Annotated in this window: 15 protein-coding genes; 8 read left to right on the top strand and 7 right to left on the bottom strand. The window is 63.3% G+C overall.

Annotation, left to right across the window (positions count from 1 at the left end; translation table 11 throughout):
- The first annotated feature begins 12 nt into the window (after positions 1-12).
- Entirely contained in the window at positions 13-639 is a 627-nt protein-coding gene (locus tag QP908_RS00725) for an Rv2732c family membrane protein (protein WP_239269524.1), read from the top strand.
- On the opposite strand, the gene QP908_RS00730 is transcribed toward QP908_RS00725, so the two are convergent.
- Positions 636-1,736, bottom strand: a complete 1,101-nt coding sequence (locus QP908_RS00730) for a GNAT family N-acetyltransferase (RefSeq protein ID WP_239275492.1) — start codon at positions 1,734-1,736, stop codon at positions 636-638. The two genes, QP908_RS00725 and QP908_RS00730, sit on opposite strands and share 4 nt — an antisense overlap.
- A complete protein-coding gene (locus tag QP908_RS00735; protein ID WP_284771452.1) occupies positions 1,736-3,040 on the bottom strand; it encodes a DUF349 domain-containing protein in 1,305 nt (434 codons plus the stop codon). Before QP908_RS00735 ends, QP908_RS00730 begins: the two co-directional genes overlap by 1 nt.
- A gap of 136 nt (positions 3,041-3,176) precedes the next feature.
- Here QP908_RS00735 and QP908_RS00740 point away from each other — a divergent pair, with 136 nt between their 5' ends.
- The 3 genes from QP908_RS00740 to dapF are packed head-to-tail and all read left to right on the top strand — an operon-like array spanning position 3,177 to position 5,534.
- Positions 3,177-3,797, top strand: coding sequence for a hypothetical protein (locus QP908_RS00740; RefSeq protein ID WP_284771453.1), 621 nt, complete (start codon positions 3,177-3,179; stop codon positions 3,795-3,797).
- Entirely contained in the window at positions 3,779-4,678 is a 900-nt protein-coding gene (gene miaA / locus QP908_RS00745; RefSeq protein WP_239269528.1) for a tRNA (adenosine(37)-N6)-dimethylallyltransferase MiaA, read from the top strand. The genes QP908_RS00740 and miaA overlap by 19 nt, the downstream gene beginning before the upstream one ends.
- Before the next feature lie 10 nt (positions 4,679-4,688).
- Entirely contained in the window at positions 4,689-5,534 is an 846-nt protein-coding gene (gene dapF / locus QP908_RS00750) for a diaminopimelate epimerase (RefSeq protein WP_239269529.1), read from the top strand.
- Between the two features lie 5 nt (positions 5,535-5,539).
- Here dapF and QP908_RS00755 read toward each other — a convergent pair whose 3' ends face one another.
- Together QP908_RS00755 and QP908_RS00760 are read right to left on the bottom strand one after the other, a co-directional pair.
- Entirely contained in the window at positions 5,540-6,088 is a 549-nt protein-coding gene (locus QP908_RS00755) for a hypothetical protein (protein WP_284771454.1), read from the bottom strand.
- 11 nt (positions 6,089-6,099) lie between these two features.
- A complete protein-coding gene (locus QP908_RS00760; protein ID WP_239269531.1) occupies positions 6,100-6,909 on the bottom strand; it encodes a hypothetical protein in 810 nt (269 codons plus the stop codon).
- 75 nt (positions 6,910-6,984) lie between these two features.
- Here QP908_RS00760 and hflX point away from each other — a divergent pair, with 75 nt between their 5' ends.
- From hflX to QP908_RS00775, 3 genes are all read left to right on the top strand, one after another.
- A complete protein-coding gene (gene hflX / locus QP908_RS00765) occupies positions 6,985-8,493 on the top strand; it encodes a GTPase HflX (protein WP_023030607.1) in 1,509 nt (502 codons plus the stop codon).
- Positions 8,494-8,525: 32 nt separating this feature from the next.
- The gene (locus tag QP908_RS00770; RefSeq protein ID WP_239269532.1) at positions 8,526-9,806 is read left to right on the top strand and encodes a uracil-xanthine permease family protein; all 1,281 of its coding nucleotides are present in this window, start codon (positions 8,526-8,528) and stop codon (positions 9,804-9,806) included.
- Between the two features lie 126 nt (positions 9,807-9,932).
- Positions 9,933-10,964 (top strand): HNH endonuclease signature motif containing protein, encoded by a 1,032-nt coding sequence (locus QP908_RS00775; protein ID WP_284771455.1) that lies wholly within the window; start codon positions 9,933-9,935, stop codon positions 10,962-10,964.
- Between the two features lie 221 nt (positions 10,965-11,185).
- Here QP908_RS00775 and QP908_RS00780 read toward each other — a convergent pair whose 3' ends face one another.
- From QP908_RS00780 to QP908_RS00790, 3 genes are read right to left on the bottom strand one after another with little or no spacing between them, the layout of a single operon-like run.
- A complete protein-coding gene (locus QP908_RS00780; RefSeq protein WP_239269539.1) occupies positions 11,186-11,455 on the bottom strand; it encodes an HPr family phosphocarrier protein in 270 nt (89 codons plus the stop codon).
- Between the two features lie 55 nt (positions 11,456-11,510).
- The gene (locus QP908_RS00785) at positions 11,511-13,607 is read right to left on the bottom strand and encodes a PTS fructose transporter subunit IIABC (protein ID WP_284771456.1); all 2,097 of its coding nucleotides are present in this window, start codon (positions 13,605-13,607) and stop codon (positions 11,511-11,513) included.
- 18 nt (positions 13,608-13,625) lie between these two features.
- Positions 13,626-14,588 carry a 1-phosphofructokinase family hexose kinase gene (locus QP908_RS00790; RefSeq protein ID WP_239269845.1) on the bottom strand — a complete coding sequence of 321 codons (963 nt, stop codon included), beginning with the start codon at positions 14,586-14,588 and terminating at the stop codon, positions 13,626-13,628.
- Between the two features lie 209 nt (positions 14,589-14,797).
- Between QP908_RS00790 and ptsP the strand changes: the two genes are divergently transcribed.
- Entirely contained in the window at positions 14,798-16,486 is a 1,689-nt protein-coding gene (gene ptsP, locus QP908_RS00795; protein WP_239269844.1) for a phosphoenolpyruvate--protein phosphotransferase, read from the top strand.
- Positions 16,487-16,514 lie beyond the last annotated feature (28 nt).

Raw genomic sequence — 16,514 nt, forward strand, 5'->3', positions numbered from 1 at the left:
GGCTAGGGTGCCATGAGAGAGCGAAATACCACCACCGCCGCCCAGGAAGCGGCACAGGCGGAGCGCCGAGCAGCACAAACCATGGATCTGCGTGGGCAAAAGGTGACGCTGTGGATCGCTGTGGCGGCCTATATTGTCTACCTCATCGTTCCTTATGCCGGCTCCGCCCACGGGTGGCAGGCCTTAAGTTTTGGCACCACCGAGGACGGGGTGAAGATCTCGCTGATGGAGACCATCTCCGCGTGGCTCGCGCTACTTGGCGTGGGCGTGCTGACGACGGCAACCCTGCTGACCCGCCGCGCCACCTTCGGGCTGATTGCGTGGATGATGGTGACGGTTTCTTTCTTCGTTAACCTGTGGGGCTTTTGGTACCGCGGCTCTACTGCGGACGGCCCGGCCATTGGCATGTGGGTGGGCATGCTGGCAACCTTCCTGGCCTTCTTGGGCTTTAGCCTCGTCGCCCTGCGGCGTAGCCCAGAGCAGCGCGCGGCAGAAGAAAAGGTTCGTGCCTCGGCAGGCCAGCTGGATGAGGTAGGCAAATTCCAATCCAATATTGCGTCCCCGCAGCCGCAGGAGATGCTTGTCGATGACCGCCGGAAAAAGGCCGCCGAGCGCCACCGCCACCAGCACGAGGGCTAAAGGTGGAGCTCCCAGGCAGAAGACTGGGAGATTTCCCGCGCCCCGAGCCGCGCATACAGCGCGTTCATGGCGGCGTCGCCGGCTGCGACGGAACAATAGCAGCGGCGCACCTGTGGCCACGCTTGGTTGACCTCGTGCAGGGCGGTGAGTTTTGCCAATTGCGCCAGTCCTTGCCGGCGGTGGTCGCGGTCGGTGACGGTGAGGGTCCATTCGCAGACCTCCGGATCTGCGGCCTCGTGCCGTGCTAGCTCCGTGAGCGCTACGATGCCCCCAGCATCATCGATGAGCGCCACGAGCAGCGTATGTCCGCGCCGCGAGCGCAGGCGTTGATGCGCTTCTTCCAACCGCTGCCGGGACCAGACGATGGGCTCGGTGGATAAGGTGCCGGTATCGGCATCCGCGGAGGCAACCGTTAAAAGGCGCATGACATCGTCGATATGTTCTTCCGGAATGGCATAGTCCTGCCATATCGCGGCCGAAAGCCCGGGCGGAAAGAGGGCGGCAGCCGGGTGCTCTGGAATATCGATGGCTAGTTGCCGCTCGCTATGGCGCTGCGTAAAGCCCAGGGATTGGTAGACCGCCGCCATTGCGTCATATTCCGGCGCCGTCTCCGGCGGGTGCAGCAGGCCCACGTGCGCGACGCTGCGGCCGAGCTGCTGGGTGATTTTTAAGGCGGTATCTCCCATCCAGGTAGCCACCTTGTGCCCCTCGGCATCAAGGGGTTCACCGGGCAGCGGTAGATCGCACAGGACGCACTCGATTTCCGCGGCATTGCGCTCTTCTAAAAGCGGCAGGCTGATGTGGATAAATCCCACGTAGTCCAGCTCGGGGCTCGGTGCGGTGGCGGGGATCTGGGGCAGACCGAGCTCGGAGACGGGCCCGAGCGTCGCCGGCCCATCGACCACCGCGAAAAGGTAGGTCTGCGATTCGCCCGAACCCTGCAGGCGGTGCACCACGCGGCTAGGCGAAGTCGAGGCCGCCGCATCGCCGCTTGCTTCCTGCGCCGCCAGGTTTGCCCAGAAAACAAAGGAACGGATGCAATCCGCCGGTTCAGCCTCGGCTACCTGGGTTGGGCGCGCAATCTGAACGAGGTGCACTATTTATCGTTGACGGCATTGGCAGCGGCATCGGCAAATTCCTGCCATTGCTCCGCCTGCGCGCGCAGCTCCGCGGCCTTCTTCTCCTTGCCTTTAGCCTCTGCGGCCGCGGACTGGGCCTTGAAGTCTTCCACCTTCGCCTGGAATTGGGCCACGCGAGCCTGCGCTTCAGGGTCGGTGCGCCGCCATTCGGATTCTTCTGCTTGGGTGACGCGCTTTTCTAGCTGCTCAATTTTGGATTCGTACTCGCGCACCTGGTTGCGGGGCACGAAGCCGATTTCCTCCCACTTTTCCTGCAGCTCACGCAGCTTAGCCTTGGCCTTGTCCATGCTTTGCGATGGGTCGATTTGGCTGTCGTATTCCGCAAGCAGCGCATCCTTCGCCTTGGCGTTTTCGGCGAACTCGCGGTCCCGCTCGTCGTTGACCGCATTGCGGGCATCAAAAAAGCGGTCCTGCGCTGCGCGGAACTTCGCCCACAGCTGGTCATCGACCTCGCGCGGGGCGCGGCCGGCCGCCTTCCACTCCGCCATTAGATCGCGGTAGGCGCGGGCGGTGGGGCCCCAATCGGTGGAGTCCTGGATGGCCTCGGCGCGCTCGACGAGTTCTTCCTTCTTCTTTCGCGCCGCCGCGCGGGCACGATCGAGATCCGCAAAGTGCGAACCGCGGCGCCTATTAAAGGAATCGCGGGCGCGAGAGTAGCGCTTCCACAGGCCGTCATCGGTCTTCTTATCGATACCCTTAATCTGCTTCCACTCTTCCAAAATGGCGCGGATGCGGTCGCCGGCGGCCTTCCATTCCGTAGAGTTTTCGGCAATCTCTTCGGCCTCGGCGGCGAGCTTTTCCTTCGCCGCAATCGCGTCCTGACGGCGCTTTTCCCGCTCCGCCTGCGCCTGCTCACCGGCCACAACGGAGTGATCAATAACCGCAGCGAGGCGGCGATCCAGCGCCGCGATATCGCCAATGACCGCAGCGGTAGGCAGGGTCTCGCGGACTTCGGCGGCGGTTTGCTTGATTCCTGCGGCCTCGCCTGGGTTGGCGCGCAGGCGAGCCTCTAGGAGCTCGATCTCGGTGGCTAGGTCATCATACCGGGCGCCGAAGTGCTCGAGGCCCTCCTGCGCAGAGCCTGCCTGCCATTCTCCAATCTTGCGCTCGCCCTCGGGGGCGGAAACGAAGACGGACCCATCGGCATCGACGCGCCCCCACTTGGCCGGATCGTTCTTGCTCGGTGATTGCACGGGCACGGGCTTGGCTGTGGGGCGGGGGCCCTTCTTGGGCATGGAACCTGGGGTAGGGGTGGGAGACATGGAAAGCCCTCCTAGACATATATCGCCGCGCGTCACGGCTGCCGGATGAAATCACTGGTTACATTACCGCGAAAAATCGCCGTGTGCCTAGAATCTATTTAATTACCTCCTCTTGGGTAGATAGTATGGAGGAATAATGTTCAATCTCATGGTTATGCCCGCCTCGCCGGCGCTGGCAGTCGAGCTAGCCCCCAACGATGCCGCCTCGCGGGCGCTGCTGGCAGCGGCGCGCACGCTGGCGGTCGAAGCCGCAGCCGCCGGCATTGGCGAAGCAGAAATTATCGGATCCCGCTCCTCGCGGTGGCATACCCGCCACGCGGGAAGCCTACGCGCCTGGGGAGCCGACCAGGTGCACGTGGGCGCCGGAAACTACCTGCCAGAAATCATGGCCCGCTACGTCCTTTCCACGGTCCCACAGATAACGGTGCGCGATAGCCGCGACCGCCTGGGCACGCCAGACCCAAAGGTCCTTAGCATCGTGGTCGCAGACGGCAGCGCGGGGCTTACCGAGAGAGCACCGCTGGCCCTTATCCCCGGCGCGCAGGAGGCGCACCGGTGGTGCGAGGAGGTGTTGATGGGGGCATCGGCAAGCAGCGAGGCCGAATGGCTGAAGCAACGCGGCGTGGAAGAGCCAGCGCTCTGGCTCGAGCTTGCCGCCTGCACGCCCAAGCGCGCGCAGGTCCGGGCGACGGACGCCACCCTCGAGGTAGGCCGCTACGTGGCAGGTTGGGAGGTAACATGCGCCCCATCGCAGTAGTTGGCCCCACCGCGTCCGGCAAATCCGCGCTCGGGCTGGCCCTTGCCCATGAACTGGGTGGGGAAGTGGTCAATGTCGATTCCATGCAGTTATACCGCGGCATGGATATCGGGACCGCGAAGCTTTCCCCCGCAGAGCGCGAAGGCATCCCGCATCACCAACTCGATGTCTGGGACGTGACGGAGACTGCTTCCGTGGCGCGCTATCAGCAGGCGGCCTTGCGCGATATCGAGGACATCATGTCCCGCGACAAGACGCCCATCCTCGTCGGCGGATCCATGCTCTATGCCCAGGCGTTGGTGGATGACTGGCAATTCCCGCCCACCGATCCGCAGGTGCGGGCCAAATACGAGGCCCGCCGCGCCGATATCGGAACGGATGCACTCCACGCCGAGCTCGCACGCGTCGATCCGGCCGCCGCCGCCATCATCGAGGACAAAGACCCCCGCCGCACCGTCCGGGCGCTCGAGGTCATCGAGCTGACCGGCAAGTCCTTTAAGGCCAGCCAGCCGCCGAAGAACGGCCCGCCCCGGTGGGGGACGAAGCTGCTGGGGCTGCGGACTGATAGCGAGTGGTTGAACCCGCGCATCGAAAAGCGCACGCACCTCATGTTTGAGCAAGGCCTCGTCGAGGAAGTCGAGCGCCTGCAGGATAAGGGGCTTGTGGCCGATTCCACCGCGGGTCGCGCCATTGGCTATGCGCAGGTTCTACAAGCCCAGCGCGGCGAGCTGACCTGGGAGAATGTCGTGGAGCGCACGATTACTGGCACCCGCCGGTACGTGCGCCGCCAGCGTTCCTGGTTTAACCGCGATAAGCGCATTACCTGGCTCGATGCCGAGGGCGATACTATGGCCCAGGCTTTGTATGCGCTTCGGCGCTAGGGTAGAAGGCATGAAATTTGCCAAAGGCCATGGAACCGAAAATGACTTCGTCATCGTAGAAGACTTCGACGCCGAGGCGCCGCTCTCACCGGAGCGCGTAGCGGCGCTGTGTGACCGCCGGGCGGGAATCGGCGGCGATGGCCTGTTGCGCGTAGTGCGCGCCGGCGCCCTCGTGGACGCAGGAGAGCTGGCGGCACTTCCGGACGGGGTGGATTCCGCCGACTGGTTTATGGATTACCGCAACGCCGATGGGTCCGTGGCGGAAATGTGCGGCAATGGCACCCGCGTCTTTGCCCACTGGCTGCGTTCGCACGACTTGGTGGGCGAGGACGCATTCACCATCGGTACCCGGGCGGGCGCCAAGCAGGTGACGGTGCATTCCTGTGACGCTACCGACGCGAGCGTCACCGTGGAGATGGGCCCCGCGCGCGTGACCGGGGTATCTACCGCGTCCGTGGGCGGTGAGTCCTACGCCGGCCTCGGGGTGGATATGGGCAACCCGCACCTCGCGGCCGTCATTCCGGGCTTGGAGCCAGCAGCTTTGGCCGCCAAGGACCTAACGGCGCCGGTCTACGATGAGTCCTTCTTCCCGGGCGGGGTGAATTTTGAGCTGGTCACCCCGCTGCGCGAGGGGCACGTGCATATGCGCGTCTTTGAGCGCGGGGTTGGGGAGACGCAGTCGTGCGGTACGGGCACGGTCGCGGCAGCTACCGCCGCGCTTGCCGATGCCGCCCAAGCCCTCGGCACCGTCCACGTCCACGTTCCTGGCGGCGAGGTCACCGTTGAGGTCTATGAGAACGGCACGCGCTTGACGGGACCGTCCGCCATCGTCGCGACGGGCGAAACGAGCCTGTAAAAGCCTTAGTCTTCGTCGTCGAACTGCCGGGTGCGGTAATCCGGGCCGAGCCGGAAGGCCGCGCGGCGGGCCGCCAACCACGATTCTTTCAGCTCGCGGGCGCGCTCATCGGTGACGCGGAGGAGGGCTTCCAAGTCCTGTGTGCGCATGCCGTGGGAGTGGATGCGGATATTGAGCCGGCGGAGAAAGCGGCGTGCCCCAGCCAATTCGTAGTGGAACGCATCGATGGCGGGGTGGGAACAGTCGAGGTCCAGCAGTGCAGGCCGGTACAGCGTGCGATCCGCCAGCGGCTCGGCCTCTGTGGACGTTTCGAATTCCTCGAATTCGGCGATGACGTCCTGGATATCGTCCGCCGAAAGCGAAATGGAGCTGCGCAGGGCCTTTCTTTCCGCGGTATCGGGGCGCGTGCGCAGCATGAACCAGCCCGCGCCCACCAGCATGGCGGCGATGATGAGGCCGGGCAGTTTTAGCGTTACAACGATCGCGATCGCGCAAAGGACCAAGAGGACAAAGACAAGTGTCCTCCGGTTTTGCGGATCGCTAAGGAAAGGCATGGCCTAAAAATCTAGTGCCCGCCGCAGCCGCAACCGCCGGATCCACAACCGCATCCGCCATCGCCGCAGCCGCCGGACGGCATGTCAATAGCGGCGGTGAGCAGGGCCGTACCGGAGATCACGGAATCCTTGACCGGCAATTCGCCACGGTCCGCCGGCAGGCAGAGATCGAAGGGGAATAGCCCATCCATGACGAGGTGCGCGAATTTCTCACCGGTGAGTTCATTGGTACGCCATTCGGCTTCCATCACCCGGGCGGCGAAGGTAGCCGCCGGCGTGGGGGCCTGCGCGCCGGAGCCAGAGGCGATGACGCGGGCGCCCTCGGATTCAAAGAGGGCGGGGTATTCGCCGTTTTCGGCCTCGTAGGCGGCCGGGGACTCGTAGGTGGTGATATCGAGCCCCATGGCGGTCAGCGATACCTGCTGCCATTCCTGCCGCGGTTCTTCTGCCAACAGCGGCCCCTGCGCGAGGTTCGCCGTGACCTGGGCCAGCGGCGTGCCGAAGGGATCGATGATGTCCATGATCGCTAGCACGTCATTAAACATCTCCACGTGGGCGAAACCCTGCGTGACCGCGTCGAAGCCGATAAAGGTGGCGTAGGGTTCGACCGCCAAGATATTAAGCTGGGCGCCCGAGGGGTCGCCGTATTGAATGAGCTGGCCACCGCGGACCTCGCCGGTAACGGCAAGGCGGTTCGTGGCGATGGCTGCTTCGACCGCGTCCTGCCAGCGTTCGAAATCCAGGCCGATCGCCTGCATCTCGGTATTCTTCTTCTGGGTAGTAGTCGTTGGCCTAGGCTGCGTCGTTTCCATAGGCACCATTGTATCGCTTTGTCCAGTAAGCCCGGAAACCGCAATTCCCGTTTTGCGGTCTAACGTGCCAAAATAGATAGCAATATGAACAAATTTTCCCCGCAGAATTCTGATAGCTCGGCGAGCAAGGACGAACTTCTCGCCCAGGCCTTCCGCGACCACGCGGACACCCCGCAGGAAACCACGCCCACCAGCGGCGATCTAGATTTGGCCGAGCGCAATGCCTTCCGCCGCGTTACCCGCGAGACCTCCATCCGCGCCGAGGACACCACCGATGGCTACGAGGTGGAATACCGAAAACTGCGCCTCGAGCGCGTCATCCTCGTGGGCGTGTGGACCGAAGGCACCGTAGCGGAGGTCGAGGCCACGATGGATGAGCTGGCCGCCCTGACCGAAACCGCCGGCGCGGACGTGGTCGAAATGATCTACCAAAAGCGCGATAAACCGGACCCAGGCACCTTCATCGGCTCGGGCAAGGTCAAAGAGCTCCACGATATCGTCGAGGCCACCGGCGCCGATACCGTCGTGTGCGATGGTGAGCTGAACCCCGGCCAGCTCACGGCATTAGAGCGCGCGCTCAATACCAAGGTCATCGACCGCACCATGCTCATCTTGGACATCTTTGCCCAACACGCAAAGTCCAAGGAGGGCAAGGCGCAGGTCTCGCTGGCGCAGCTGGAATACCTCTATACCCACACCCGCGGTTGGGGCGGCAATCTCTCGCGCCAGGCCGGCGGCCGCGCCGGTTCCAATGGTGGCGTCGGCCTGCGCGGGCCCGGTGAAACCAAGATCGAGACCGACCGCCGGCGCATTCGCACCGAAATGGCGCGCCTGCGCAAGGAACTGCGCGGGATGAAGACCGCCCGCGAGGTCAAGCGTTCCCGGCGCCAGTCCTCCACGATCGCCCAGATCGCCATCGCCGGCTACACCAACGCCGGCAAATCCTCGCTCATTAATGCCATGACGAACGCGGGCGTGCTTGTGGAAGACGCCCTATTTGCCACCCTGGATCCCACCACGCGGCGGGCCTCGCTTGCCGATGGCCGCCAGGTCGTCTTCACCGATACCGTCGGCTTCGTTCGCCACCTGCCTACCCAGCTGGTGGAGGCTTTCAAATCCACCCTGGAAGAAGTACTCGCCGCCGATATTATGCTGCACGTCGTGGACGGATCGGACCCGTTCCCGCTCAAGCAAATCGAGGCGGTCAATAAGGTCATCTACGATATCGTCAGCGAGACTGGTGAGCAGGCCCCGCCGGAAATCATCGTGATCAACAAGATTGACCAGGCCGACCCGCTCGTGCTCGCGGAGCTGCGCCACGTCCTGGATCATGAGGACGTCGTCTATGTTTCGGCGCGCACGGGGGAGGGCATCGACGAGCTGAGCGCGCGCGTGGAGCTCTTCCTCAACTCCCGCGATAGCCACGTTAAGCTGCAGGTTCCCTTCACCCGCGGCGATGTCGTCTCGCGCGTGCACGCCGAGGGCACCGTGCGCAGCGAGGAATACACCGAGGACGGCACGCTTGTCGATGTCCGCCTGCCCGCCACCACCGCCCGCGAGCTCGCCGAATTCATCGTGGAGGAAGATTCCTAAAACTCGTGCTCCATGGGCCATAATGGTGGTTCGTGAGCATACTAGGTTGGACCGTCCACGGCGACGGTAAGAAAATTGCACCAGGCGCCGTGGTCGCGCCCGAGGAACGACTAAGTTGGGGCCGAACCATTGGCATCGGCATGCAGCACGTGGTGGCGATGTTTGGTGCCACGCTGCTGGTGCCCACCCTGACCGGATTTCCGGTCAATACCACGCTGCTGTTTTCCGGCATCGGCACCATCCTCTTCCTGCTGATTACGCGCAATCGCCTGCCGTCCTACCTGGGTTCGTCGTTTGCCTTCATCGCCCCGCTGACCGCCTCGCAGCAATACGGGATTGCGGCGCAGGCCGGATCCATTCTGGTGACCGGTTTGGTGCTGGTGGCGGTCGGTTTTGTGGTCAAGGCTGCCGGCAAGCGGGTGCTCGATGCTGTGATGCCGCCGGCGGTTACCGGCGCCATCGTCGCGCTCATCGGGCTTAATTTGGCGCCGAATGCGGCCGAGAACTTCGCCTCGCAGCCCTTGGTCGCAGGCATCACGCTGCTGGTTATTCTCCTAGCCACGGTTGCCGGGCGCGGCATGGTTTCGCGCCTGTCCATCCTCATCGGCGTGGTCGTCGGCTGGGTTTTCGCCGCCCTGACCGGTAATTTAGGCGAGGATGCCAGGGCTGCCATCGATGCCGCGCCGTGGGTAGGCCTGCCCGAATTTCACGCCCCAGAGTTCCATCTTTCCGCCATCGCCGTGGCCTTGCCGGTGCTCGTGGTGCTGATTGCGGAAAACGTCGGCCACGTCAAGGCCGTTTCTGAGATGACCAACCGCGACTTGGACGACCTTGCCGGCGATGCCCTGATTGCCGATGGCCTCGCTTCCTCCCTCGCCGGTGGTTTCGGCGGCTCCGGTACCACGACCTATGCCGAGAATATCGGCGTTATGGCCGCCACGCGCGTCTATTCCACGGCCGCGTATTGGGTTGCGGCCCTGACCGCTATTTTGCTGGCGTTCGTCCCGAAGTTCGGTGCGCTGATTTTCACCATCCCCACCGGCGTGCTTGGCGGGGCCACCCTCGTGCTCTATGGGCTTATCGGCATGCTGGGCGTGCGGATCTGGATGGATAATGAGGTCAACTTCAATAACCCGGTGAACCTGACGGCGGCCGCGGTGGCCTTGATCGCGGGCATCGGCAACCTGACCCTGACCGTGGGTGGGGTGAGCTTGGAGGGCATCGCCTGGGGCTCTGTCGGCATCATCATTGCGTATCCCATCATGCGGCGGCTGTACGAAACCGTGGGCGAAGGCCACGACGCTAAATACTAAATTCTGTGGATAACTTTGTTGACCCCGCCGCGAAATAGCGCCGTGGCGGTACGGTTCGCGGCCTAATCCACAGGCCTTCGTGCGTGCGGTCGCGGCCGCGCCGGATTGTGCGTTGTACTAGGCGGCATGAACGCACTCGACCGTTATTTAACCGCGCTGGGCCAAGGGATGGATATCATCGCCGCCGCCCGGGGCTTAAGCGAGCGCGATTTGGTGCAGCGCGGCGCCAGCGACATCGCCGCGCGCGAGGTGGTGCATCTTTGCGATGTCTATTTTGGCCGCTGTGCCTTTAGCGCCAAGCAACGCACGGCGCGCTCGACGACGCACCCGCTCGACGTGCTCAGCCTCATCGAAAAGTTCGCGCTGCGCGCTCGCACCCAGCGCGATGCTTGGGCCATACGCTCCGAGTTATGTGAGTTCCGCGGAAGCGCCACTGCCTTGCGTAAGCGGGCGCGCGACCTCTTGCGGGAGCTACAGCCGCCCCGCACTCCGAAGAAAGGGGTGCGGATCACCCGCCGGCCGCGCGGACCGTGGTCGTTGACCATCACCGGGGAATCCGCCGACGTCGCCGATATGCACTCTGCCCTTGATACCGAGCGCCCATTGGAATCGGTCAAATCCATCTTCTTCGGCGGGAAGTCTGGGGCGCGCACCACCGTCACCACGCAGGTGGTCATCACCTTGGACGAGCTCGACCGCATCGTCGATGGCGATGGCGAGGAAATAACCCTGCAGCTTACCAATGGCTCGCGCATCAGCGGTGCCGACCTCGCGAGCCGCGTCTTAAGCGATCACGGGTACATCACGCTTGTGCATCCCGTTGAAGGGCCGGTCAACTTGTACCGCACGTCCCGGTTTGCCAACGCGAAGCAGCGCTTGATGGCGGCCGCCTTCAATCCCGTATGCCCCTGGGAAAAATGCAATTATCCTGCCGATGAGTGCCAGATCCACCACCTAGAAAGCTGGCAGCACGGTGGCAATACCAATGCCGCTAACCTCGCTACTTGTTGCCCGTACCATAACGGCGTCAACGATGATGACCCGCAGGCCCCGCCGCGGCGCGGGAGATTGGCCCGAATACAAGGAAAGGTCCGCTGGCTTCCGCCGTGGGCCACGAACCCCGGCAGCCCGAACGAAAACGACAGGCCGCCATCCTAAGAATCCGGGACAAGAGGATTAGCACAAAAAGATCCGCACCCCGCACGGATTTACAGGTTCAGGGTCAAAATCCTAGCGACCGTGCTTATGCGCCGCGCGAGCGAGCTGAATAGCCGGCGCAATGGGCACTGGGAAACCCGCCGATGGATCGCAAAAGCTCCCCGCCGTCAAGGCGAGGAGCGTACGAGTCGTGTTTAAACGCTAGTTATGAGCAGCAGCGCTTAGGAAGCGTCGAGATCCTGCTCGATGAGGCCGGCGATCTTCTCAACGGCTTCTTCGTTGTCAGAGGTAACGGTGACCTCGTCGCCCTGCTCGGCACCGAGGGCCATGATCATCAGGGAAGAAGCCGCGTCGGTTTCGTTATCGTCATCTTCACCGACGAGGTTCAGGAAGATGTCCTCGTCGTATTCGCCGGCGGCGTCAGCGATGATGGAGGCAGGACGTGCGTGCAGTCCTACAGAGGAGCCCACCTTTACAGTCTTGGAAGCCATGGAAATTATCCTTTCTGTAGTTAATTTATCGTGATCCAGTGTACGAGCGTTTGGTTTATGCCGCCACGTTCTGGGAACCGGTTTTGGTCTCTGGAGCAGCCTTTTGCGCAGCTTGCTGGACGGTCTTATTGGGCCAGAATTGCTTCATGGCCAAGACCGCGACGGTGGATACCGTCACGCCGGCAAGGATGGCTACCAGGTAGGCCCAGAATGGGTCGATAGCGAAGGCAACGAAGATACCACCGTGCGGGGCGCGCGACTCGACCGACAGCGCCATGGAAATAGCACCCGTCACGGCGCCACCAGCCATCATGGAAGGGATGACGCGGAACGGATCGGCCGCGGCGAAGGGGATGGCGCCTTCGGAGACGAAGGATAGGCCGAGCAACCAGGCGGACTTACCGTTTTCCTGCTCGGCAGGGGTAAATAGCGACTTGCGGATGAAGGTTGCCAAGGACAGAGCGATGGGCGGCACCATGCCGGCAGCCATGACAGCGGCCATGATTTGCATGGAGGCTGCATCGCCGGTGGACAACCCTGCGGTGGCAAAGAGGTATGCGGCCTTGTTGACCGGGCCACCCAGGTCGACGCACATCATCAGGCCCAAGATGATGCCGAGCACTACGGCAGAAGACCCAGACATGGAAGACAGCCAATCTTGCAGGCCCTCCATCAGCGCGGCCAGTGGGGCGCCCAGCAAAAGGTACATCGACAGGCCAACGACGAGGGAAGTCAGCAGCGGAATGATGACCACCGGCATGAGGGAACCGAGCCAGCGCGGGACTTTCCAATTGCCAATCCACAGGGCGATAAAGCCGGCCAACAAACCGGTGACCAGGCCACCGATAAAGCCCGCGTCGAGGGTCACGGCGATAGCACCGCCGACAAAGCCCGGCGCAATACCAGGGCGCCCGGCCAAGGCGTAGGCGATATAGCCAGAAAGTGCGGCGACAATAAAGCCCATCGCGGCCTGGCCAATGGCAAAGAGAACCGCGCCTATATAGAGCCCGAACCCGGAGTTCTCGAACGACATGGTCTCGCCGTCGACGGTAATCTCATTGCCCGGCAGGTTGGACAGGGAATAATCCGTGGAAAGCGCCTGCCAGCCATTGGCCATATCGGCGCCGCCGAAGAGGAATCCGAGGGCCAAGAGAAGGCCGCCGGCGGCGACGAACGGCACCATGTAGGACACGCCGGTCATAATCGCCTGCTGGATGCGCTTGCCCCAACCCAGCGATTTTCCTTCTTCTTCTGCGGAGGAGGAAGAGGCGGTGCCAGAGACCTTTCGGGCATTTGGGTTCTTCGCCGCCGCGATGGCCTCGTCGAGCATCTTGCCGGGCTCGTTGATGGCCCGCTTGACGCCGGCTTCGATGACGGGCTTGCCCGCGAAGCGCTCGCGGTCGCGCACGCCAACGTCTGTGGCGAAGATGACCGCGTCGGCAGCGTCGATGGTGGACTGCGAGACCGATTCATTATTGGACGAGCCCTGGGTTTCGACGGTGAGATCGACGTCGTCGCGCTCGCCGGCGGTTTGGGTGAGGGCATCGGCAGCCATGTAGGTGTGTGCGATTCCGGTTGGGCAGGCCGTGATGGCAACGATGCGGGTAGCTTGCGCCGAAGCACCCGCGCTTGCCGATGCCCCTTCCGCAGCCCCAGCTGCAGCCTCCGCGGCGTCCTGCTTTTTCTTCTTCGGCTTTTCCGCGTTGACGACGGCTAAGATTTCCTTGACGATTTCCTCCTTCGTCGACGCGGTGCGCAGGGCCTCTAAAAAGTCCTTGCGTACGAGGGCGCGGGCGAGCTTAGAAAGAATCTGCAGGTGGGCCTTGCCACCGCCGGCGGGTGCCGCGATGAGGAAGACCAACTGGGCATCGCCGTCGGGGCCGGAAAAATCCACGCCGCGGGTAAGGCGGGCGAAAGCCAGGGTCGGCTCGGTGACGGCCTCGGAACGGCAGTGGGGGATGGCCACGCCGCCTGGCACGCCGGTGCCGGCCTTGGCCTCGCGGTCTATGGCGGGCTGGGCGAGGCCTGTGACCTCGGTTGCGCGCCCGGTATCGTGCACCAAGGTGGCGAGGTTGGTGATAACGGAGTCGACGCTATCGCCAAAGTCGGCGTCAAGCGCGACCAGTTCTGTGGTGATGAGATCGGATGCCATGATGGAAGGCTCCCTTAGTTATAGAGCGGAGATGGAGGTATGGGCGGTATCGAGTTCTTCGGGACGGGGGAATTGGGTGCCGGGTTTGGCGGCCGCGGCGGTGCCATAAGTCACCGAGAGCGCGAGGGAGAATGCCGGTCCTTGCCCCTGCGTGCGCCCCAGGAGGTATCCGGCCAATGCAGCATCACCTGCGCCAACGGTCGATTTCACCGTGACGGGAGGCGGGGTGGCAGCCCATGCGCCTTCTGCGTTTACCAGTACGGCACCGGCGCCGCCGAGGGTGACGAGCACTTCCTTGATGCCGCGACCCACGACATCCCTTGCAGCCTCCACGACCGGGCTGTAGTCCCCGGCCGCAGCGGCGCGCTCGAGGGCGAGGCCATCCTGGCCGGTTAGCTGCCCTAATTCGAAGCCGTTGGGTTTGATGAGATCCGGGGCGGTGGTAGCGAGCTGCATGGCGATGGCCCTCATCGGGGCATCAGAGGTATCCACGGCGATGCGCGCCTGCGGGGCGGCATTGCGGATCTCCTTGATGAGGTCGGTATACCAGCCGGCGTCAACGCCCTTGGGCAGCGATCCGGCAAGGGCTACCCAATCAGCGGATTGGGCATGGTGGGTAAGGATGGAAATGAGGTGGTTTTGGGTGGCATCGGAAAGCAGCGGGCCAGGGCCGTTGACCTTGGTGGTCGTGCCATCTGGCTCGGTGATGGTGGTATTGACGCGCACGCCGCCATCCATGTCCACGTGGGCATAGGGGAGGTGGACCTCCTGGATGAGGTTGATGAATGGATCGGCCGCGCGGGCGGGGAAGAGGGCGAGGGTTTCTTTCCCGGCGAGGTGCACGGCGTGGGCGACGTTGACGCCTTTGCCGCCGGCAACCTGGGTAACACTGGCGGCGCGGTGGACATCGCCTGAGGTTAGTGGCTGATTGAGCGCCAGGGTGGCGTCAATACTTGGGTTTGGGGTGAGCGTGAGGATCATCGAGAACTTATCCCTTTCGCAGAGTGCGTATATTGGGGGCCACACGCAGTCGGTCCGGTTAGAACTCGCGGTTAAGCCCGCCGTTAATGTTTATTCTTGCCCGATTGTGTTGGAAAGTCAATAGAAACCGTGTGGCATACATTGCATTTCTGTTGGATTTGTGATGATCTGGAAATAAATAAGCCGCTATCTTCGAAGGAAGTATCGCCATGGAAAATACGCTTCAGTCCACTGTTAAAGGAACCGGCGTTGTCGCTGGAGTTGCCTATGCAGAAGCCGTATGGGTGCGCCCCCGCCCGGAGCTGCCTACTGAAGGAAGTATTGACCAAGAGGCCAGCAGCGAAGCCGAATACGATCGCTTCCTCGAGGCAGTCGATGTCGTCGCCAGCCGCTTGGAAAACCGCGCCGCAGCCGCCGAGGGTCAAGCCTCGGAAGTACTGACGGCGACCGCCGGCATGGTCAAGGACCGCGGGTGGCACAAGGCCGTGCGCAAGAACATTCGCTCGGGCAAGAATGCCGAGTTCGCCACGGTGGGAGCCACGGATAAGTTCGTCACCATGTTTGAGGCGGCCGGCGGCGTCATGGCCGAGCGCACCACCGACCTGAAGGACGTGCGCGACCGCGTCATCGCCCAGCTGCGCGGCGAGCAGGAGCCCGGTTTGCCCATGGTGGAGGGCCAAGCGGTGCTTTTTGCCGATGACCTCGCGCCCGCCGATACCGCCACCCTGGATACCGCGCATATTCGCGCGCTCGTCACCGAACTGGGCGGGCCCACCAGCCACACCGCGATCATCGCACGCCAGCTCGATATTCCGTGCATCGTCGCCGTGGGAAATAAGCTGCGGGAGATTGAAAGCGGCACGCTCGTCTTCGTCGACGGTGCCCTAGGAACCGTGACGCTGGGCGCGGACGAGGAAGAATCCACTAAGGCGGTCGAGGAATACCGCGAGCGCGCCGCCCGCGTGGCCGAATGGACTGGGCCGACGCAAACCAAGGATGGCCGCCGCGTGCAGCTTTTGGCCAACGTGGCTGATGGCAACGCCGCCCGCATCGCCTCCGACTCGCAGGCAGAGGGCATTGGCCTCTACCGCACGGAGCTGTCGTTCCTGTCCGCGAGCGAGGAGCCTTCCGTTGACGAGCAGGCAAAAATCTACAAGAAGGTCTTTAACGCCTACCCCAATTCCAAGGTCGTGGTGCGCACCTTGGACGCTGGTTCCGATAAGCCGATTTCTTATGCCACGTTGTCCTCGGAAGAGAACCCGGCGTTGGGTGTGCGCGGTCTGCGCATTGCCCGCGATAACGAGTCCCTGTTGACGCGCCAGTTGGACGCCATCGCCCAGGCCGCGGAGTCCCGCGGCGACGATGCCGAAACCTGGGTCATGGCACCGATGGTGGCGACGTCGAAGGAAGCCCAGTGGTTTGCGGAGCTGTGCCGGGAGCGCGGACTGACCGCGGGCGCGATGATTGAGGTGCCCGCAGCAGCGCTGATGGCGGATAAGATCATGCCGCATCTGGACTTCGTATCCATCGGCACCAATGACCTCACCCAGTACACGATGGCCGCTGACCGCCTGTCGCCTCAGCTTGCGTACCTCACCGACCCGTGGCAGCCGGCCGTGCTGAGGCTTATCCAGCACACCTGCATTGCAGGGCACGAATACAACGTACCGGTTGGCGTGTGCGGCGAGGCTGCAGCCGATCCGCTATTGGCCTGCGTATTGACCGGCCTTGGCGTCAATTCCTTGTCGGCTGCGTCGACCGCAGTCGCCGGCGTTGGCGCCCAATTGGCCGAGCTGACCTTTGACCAGTGCCAACAGCTTGCCGATGCCGCCCTCAACTCCGAAGGCCCCTCCGCCGCCCGCGCCGCAGCGATGGAGCAGATAGAAAAGTTCAACTAACGGCCAAAGGTTTCGCCCTCCCTACCTC

The sequence above is a fragment of the Corynebacterium sp. MSK204 genome (genome assembly GCF_030229885.1).
Classification (GTDB): domain Bacteria; phylum Actinomycetota; class Actinomycetes; order Mycobacteriales; family Mycobacteriaceae; genus Corynebacterium.

Coding starts and splice junctions, on each gene's coding strand:
- QP908_RS00725 (WP_239269524.1), top strand. CDS start 13: ATGAGAGAGCGAAATACCACCACCGCCGCCCAGGAAGCGGCACAGGCG.
- QP908_RS00735 (WP_284771452.1), bottom strand. CDS start 3,040: ATGTCTCCCACCCCTACCCCAGGTTCCATGCCCAAGAAGGGCCCCCGC.
- QP908_RS00740 (WP_284771453.1), top strand. CDS start 3,177: ATGTTCAATCTCATGGTTATGCCCGCCTCGCCGGCGCTGGCAGTCGAG.
- miaA (WP_239269528.1), top strand. CDS start 3,779: ATGCGCCCCATCGCAGTAGTTGGCCCCACCGCGTCCGGCAAATCCGCG.
- dapF (WP_239269529.1), top strand. CDS start 4,689: ATGAAATTTGCCAAAGGCCATGGAACCGAAAATGACTTCGTCATCGTA.
- QP908_RS00755 (WP_284771454.1), bottom strand. CDS start 6,088: ATGCCTTTCCTTAGCGATCCGCAAAACCGGAGGACACTTGTCTTTGTC.
- QP908_RS00760 (WP_239269531.1), bottom strand. CDS start 6,909: ATGGTGCCTATGGAAACGACGCAGCCTAGGCCAACGACTACTACCCAG.
- hflX (WP_023030607.1), top strand. CDS start 6,985: ATGAACAAATTTTCCCCGCAGAATTCTGATAGCTCGGCGAGCAAGGAC.
- QP908_RS00775 (WP_284771455.1), top strand. CDS start 9,933: ATGAACGCACTCGACCGTTATTTAACCGCGCTGGGCCAAGGGATGGAT.
- QP908_RS00780 (WP_239269539.1), bottom strand. CDS start 11,455: ATGGCTTCCAAGACTGTAAAGGTGGGCTCCTCTGTAGGACTGCACGCA.
- QP908_RS00785 (WP_284771456.1), bottom strand. CDS start 13,607: ATGGCATCCGATCTCATCACCACAGAACTGGTCGCGCTTGACGCCGAC.
- QP908_RS00790 (WP_239269845.1), bottom strand. CDS start 14,588: ATGATCCTCACGCTCACCCCAAACCCAAGTATTGACGCCACCCTGGCG.
- ptsP (WP_239269844.1), top strand. CDS start 14,798: ATGGAAAATACGCTTCAGTCCACTGTTAAAGGAACCGGCGTTGTCGCT.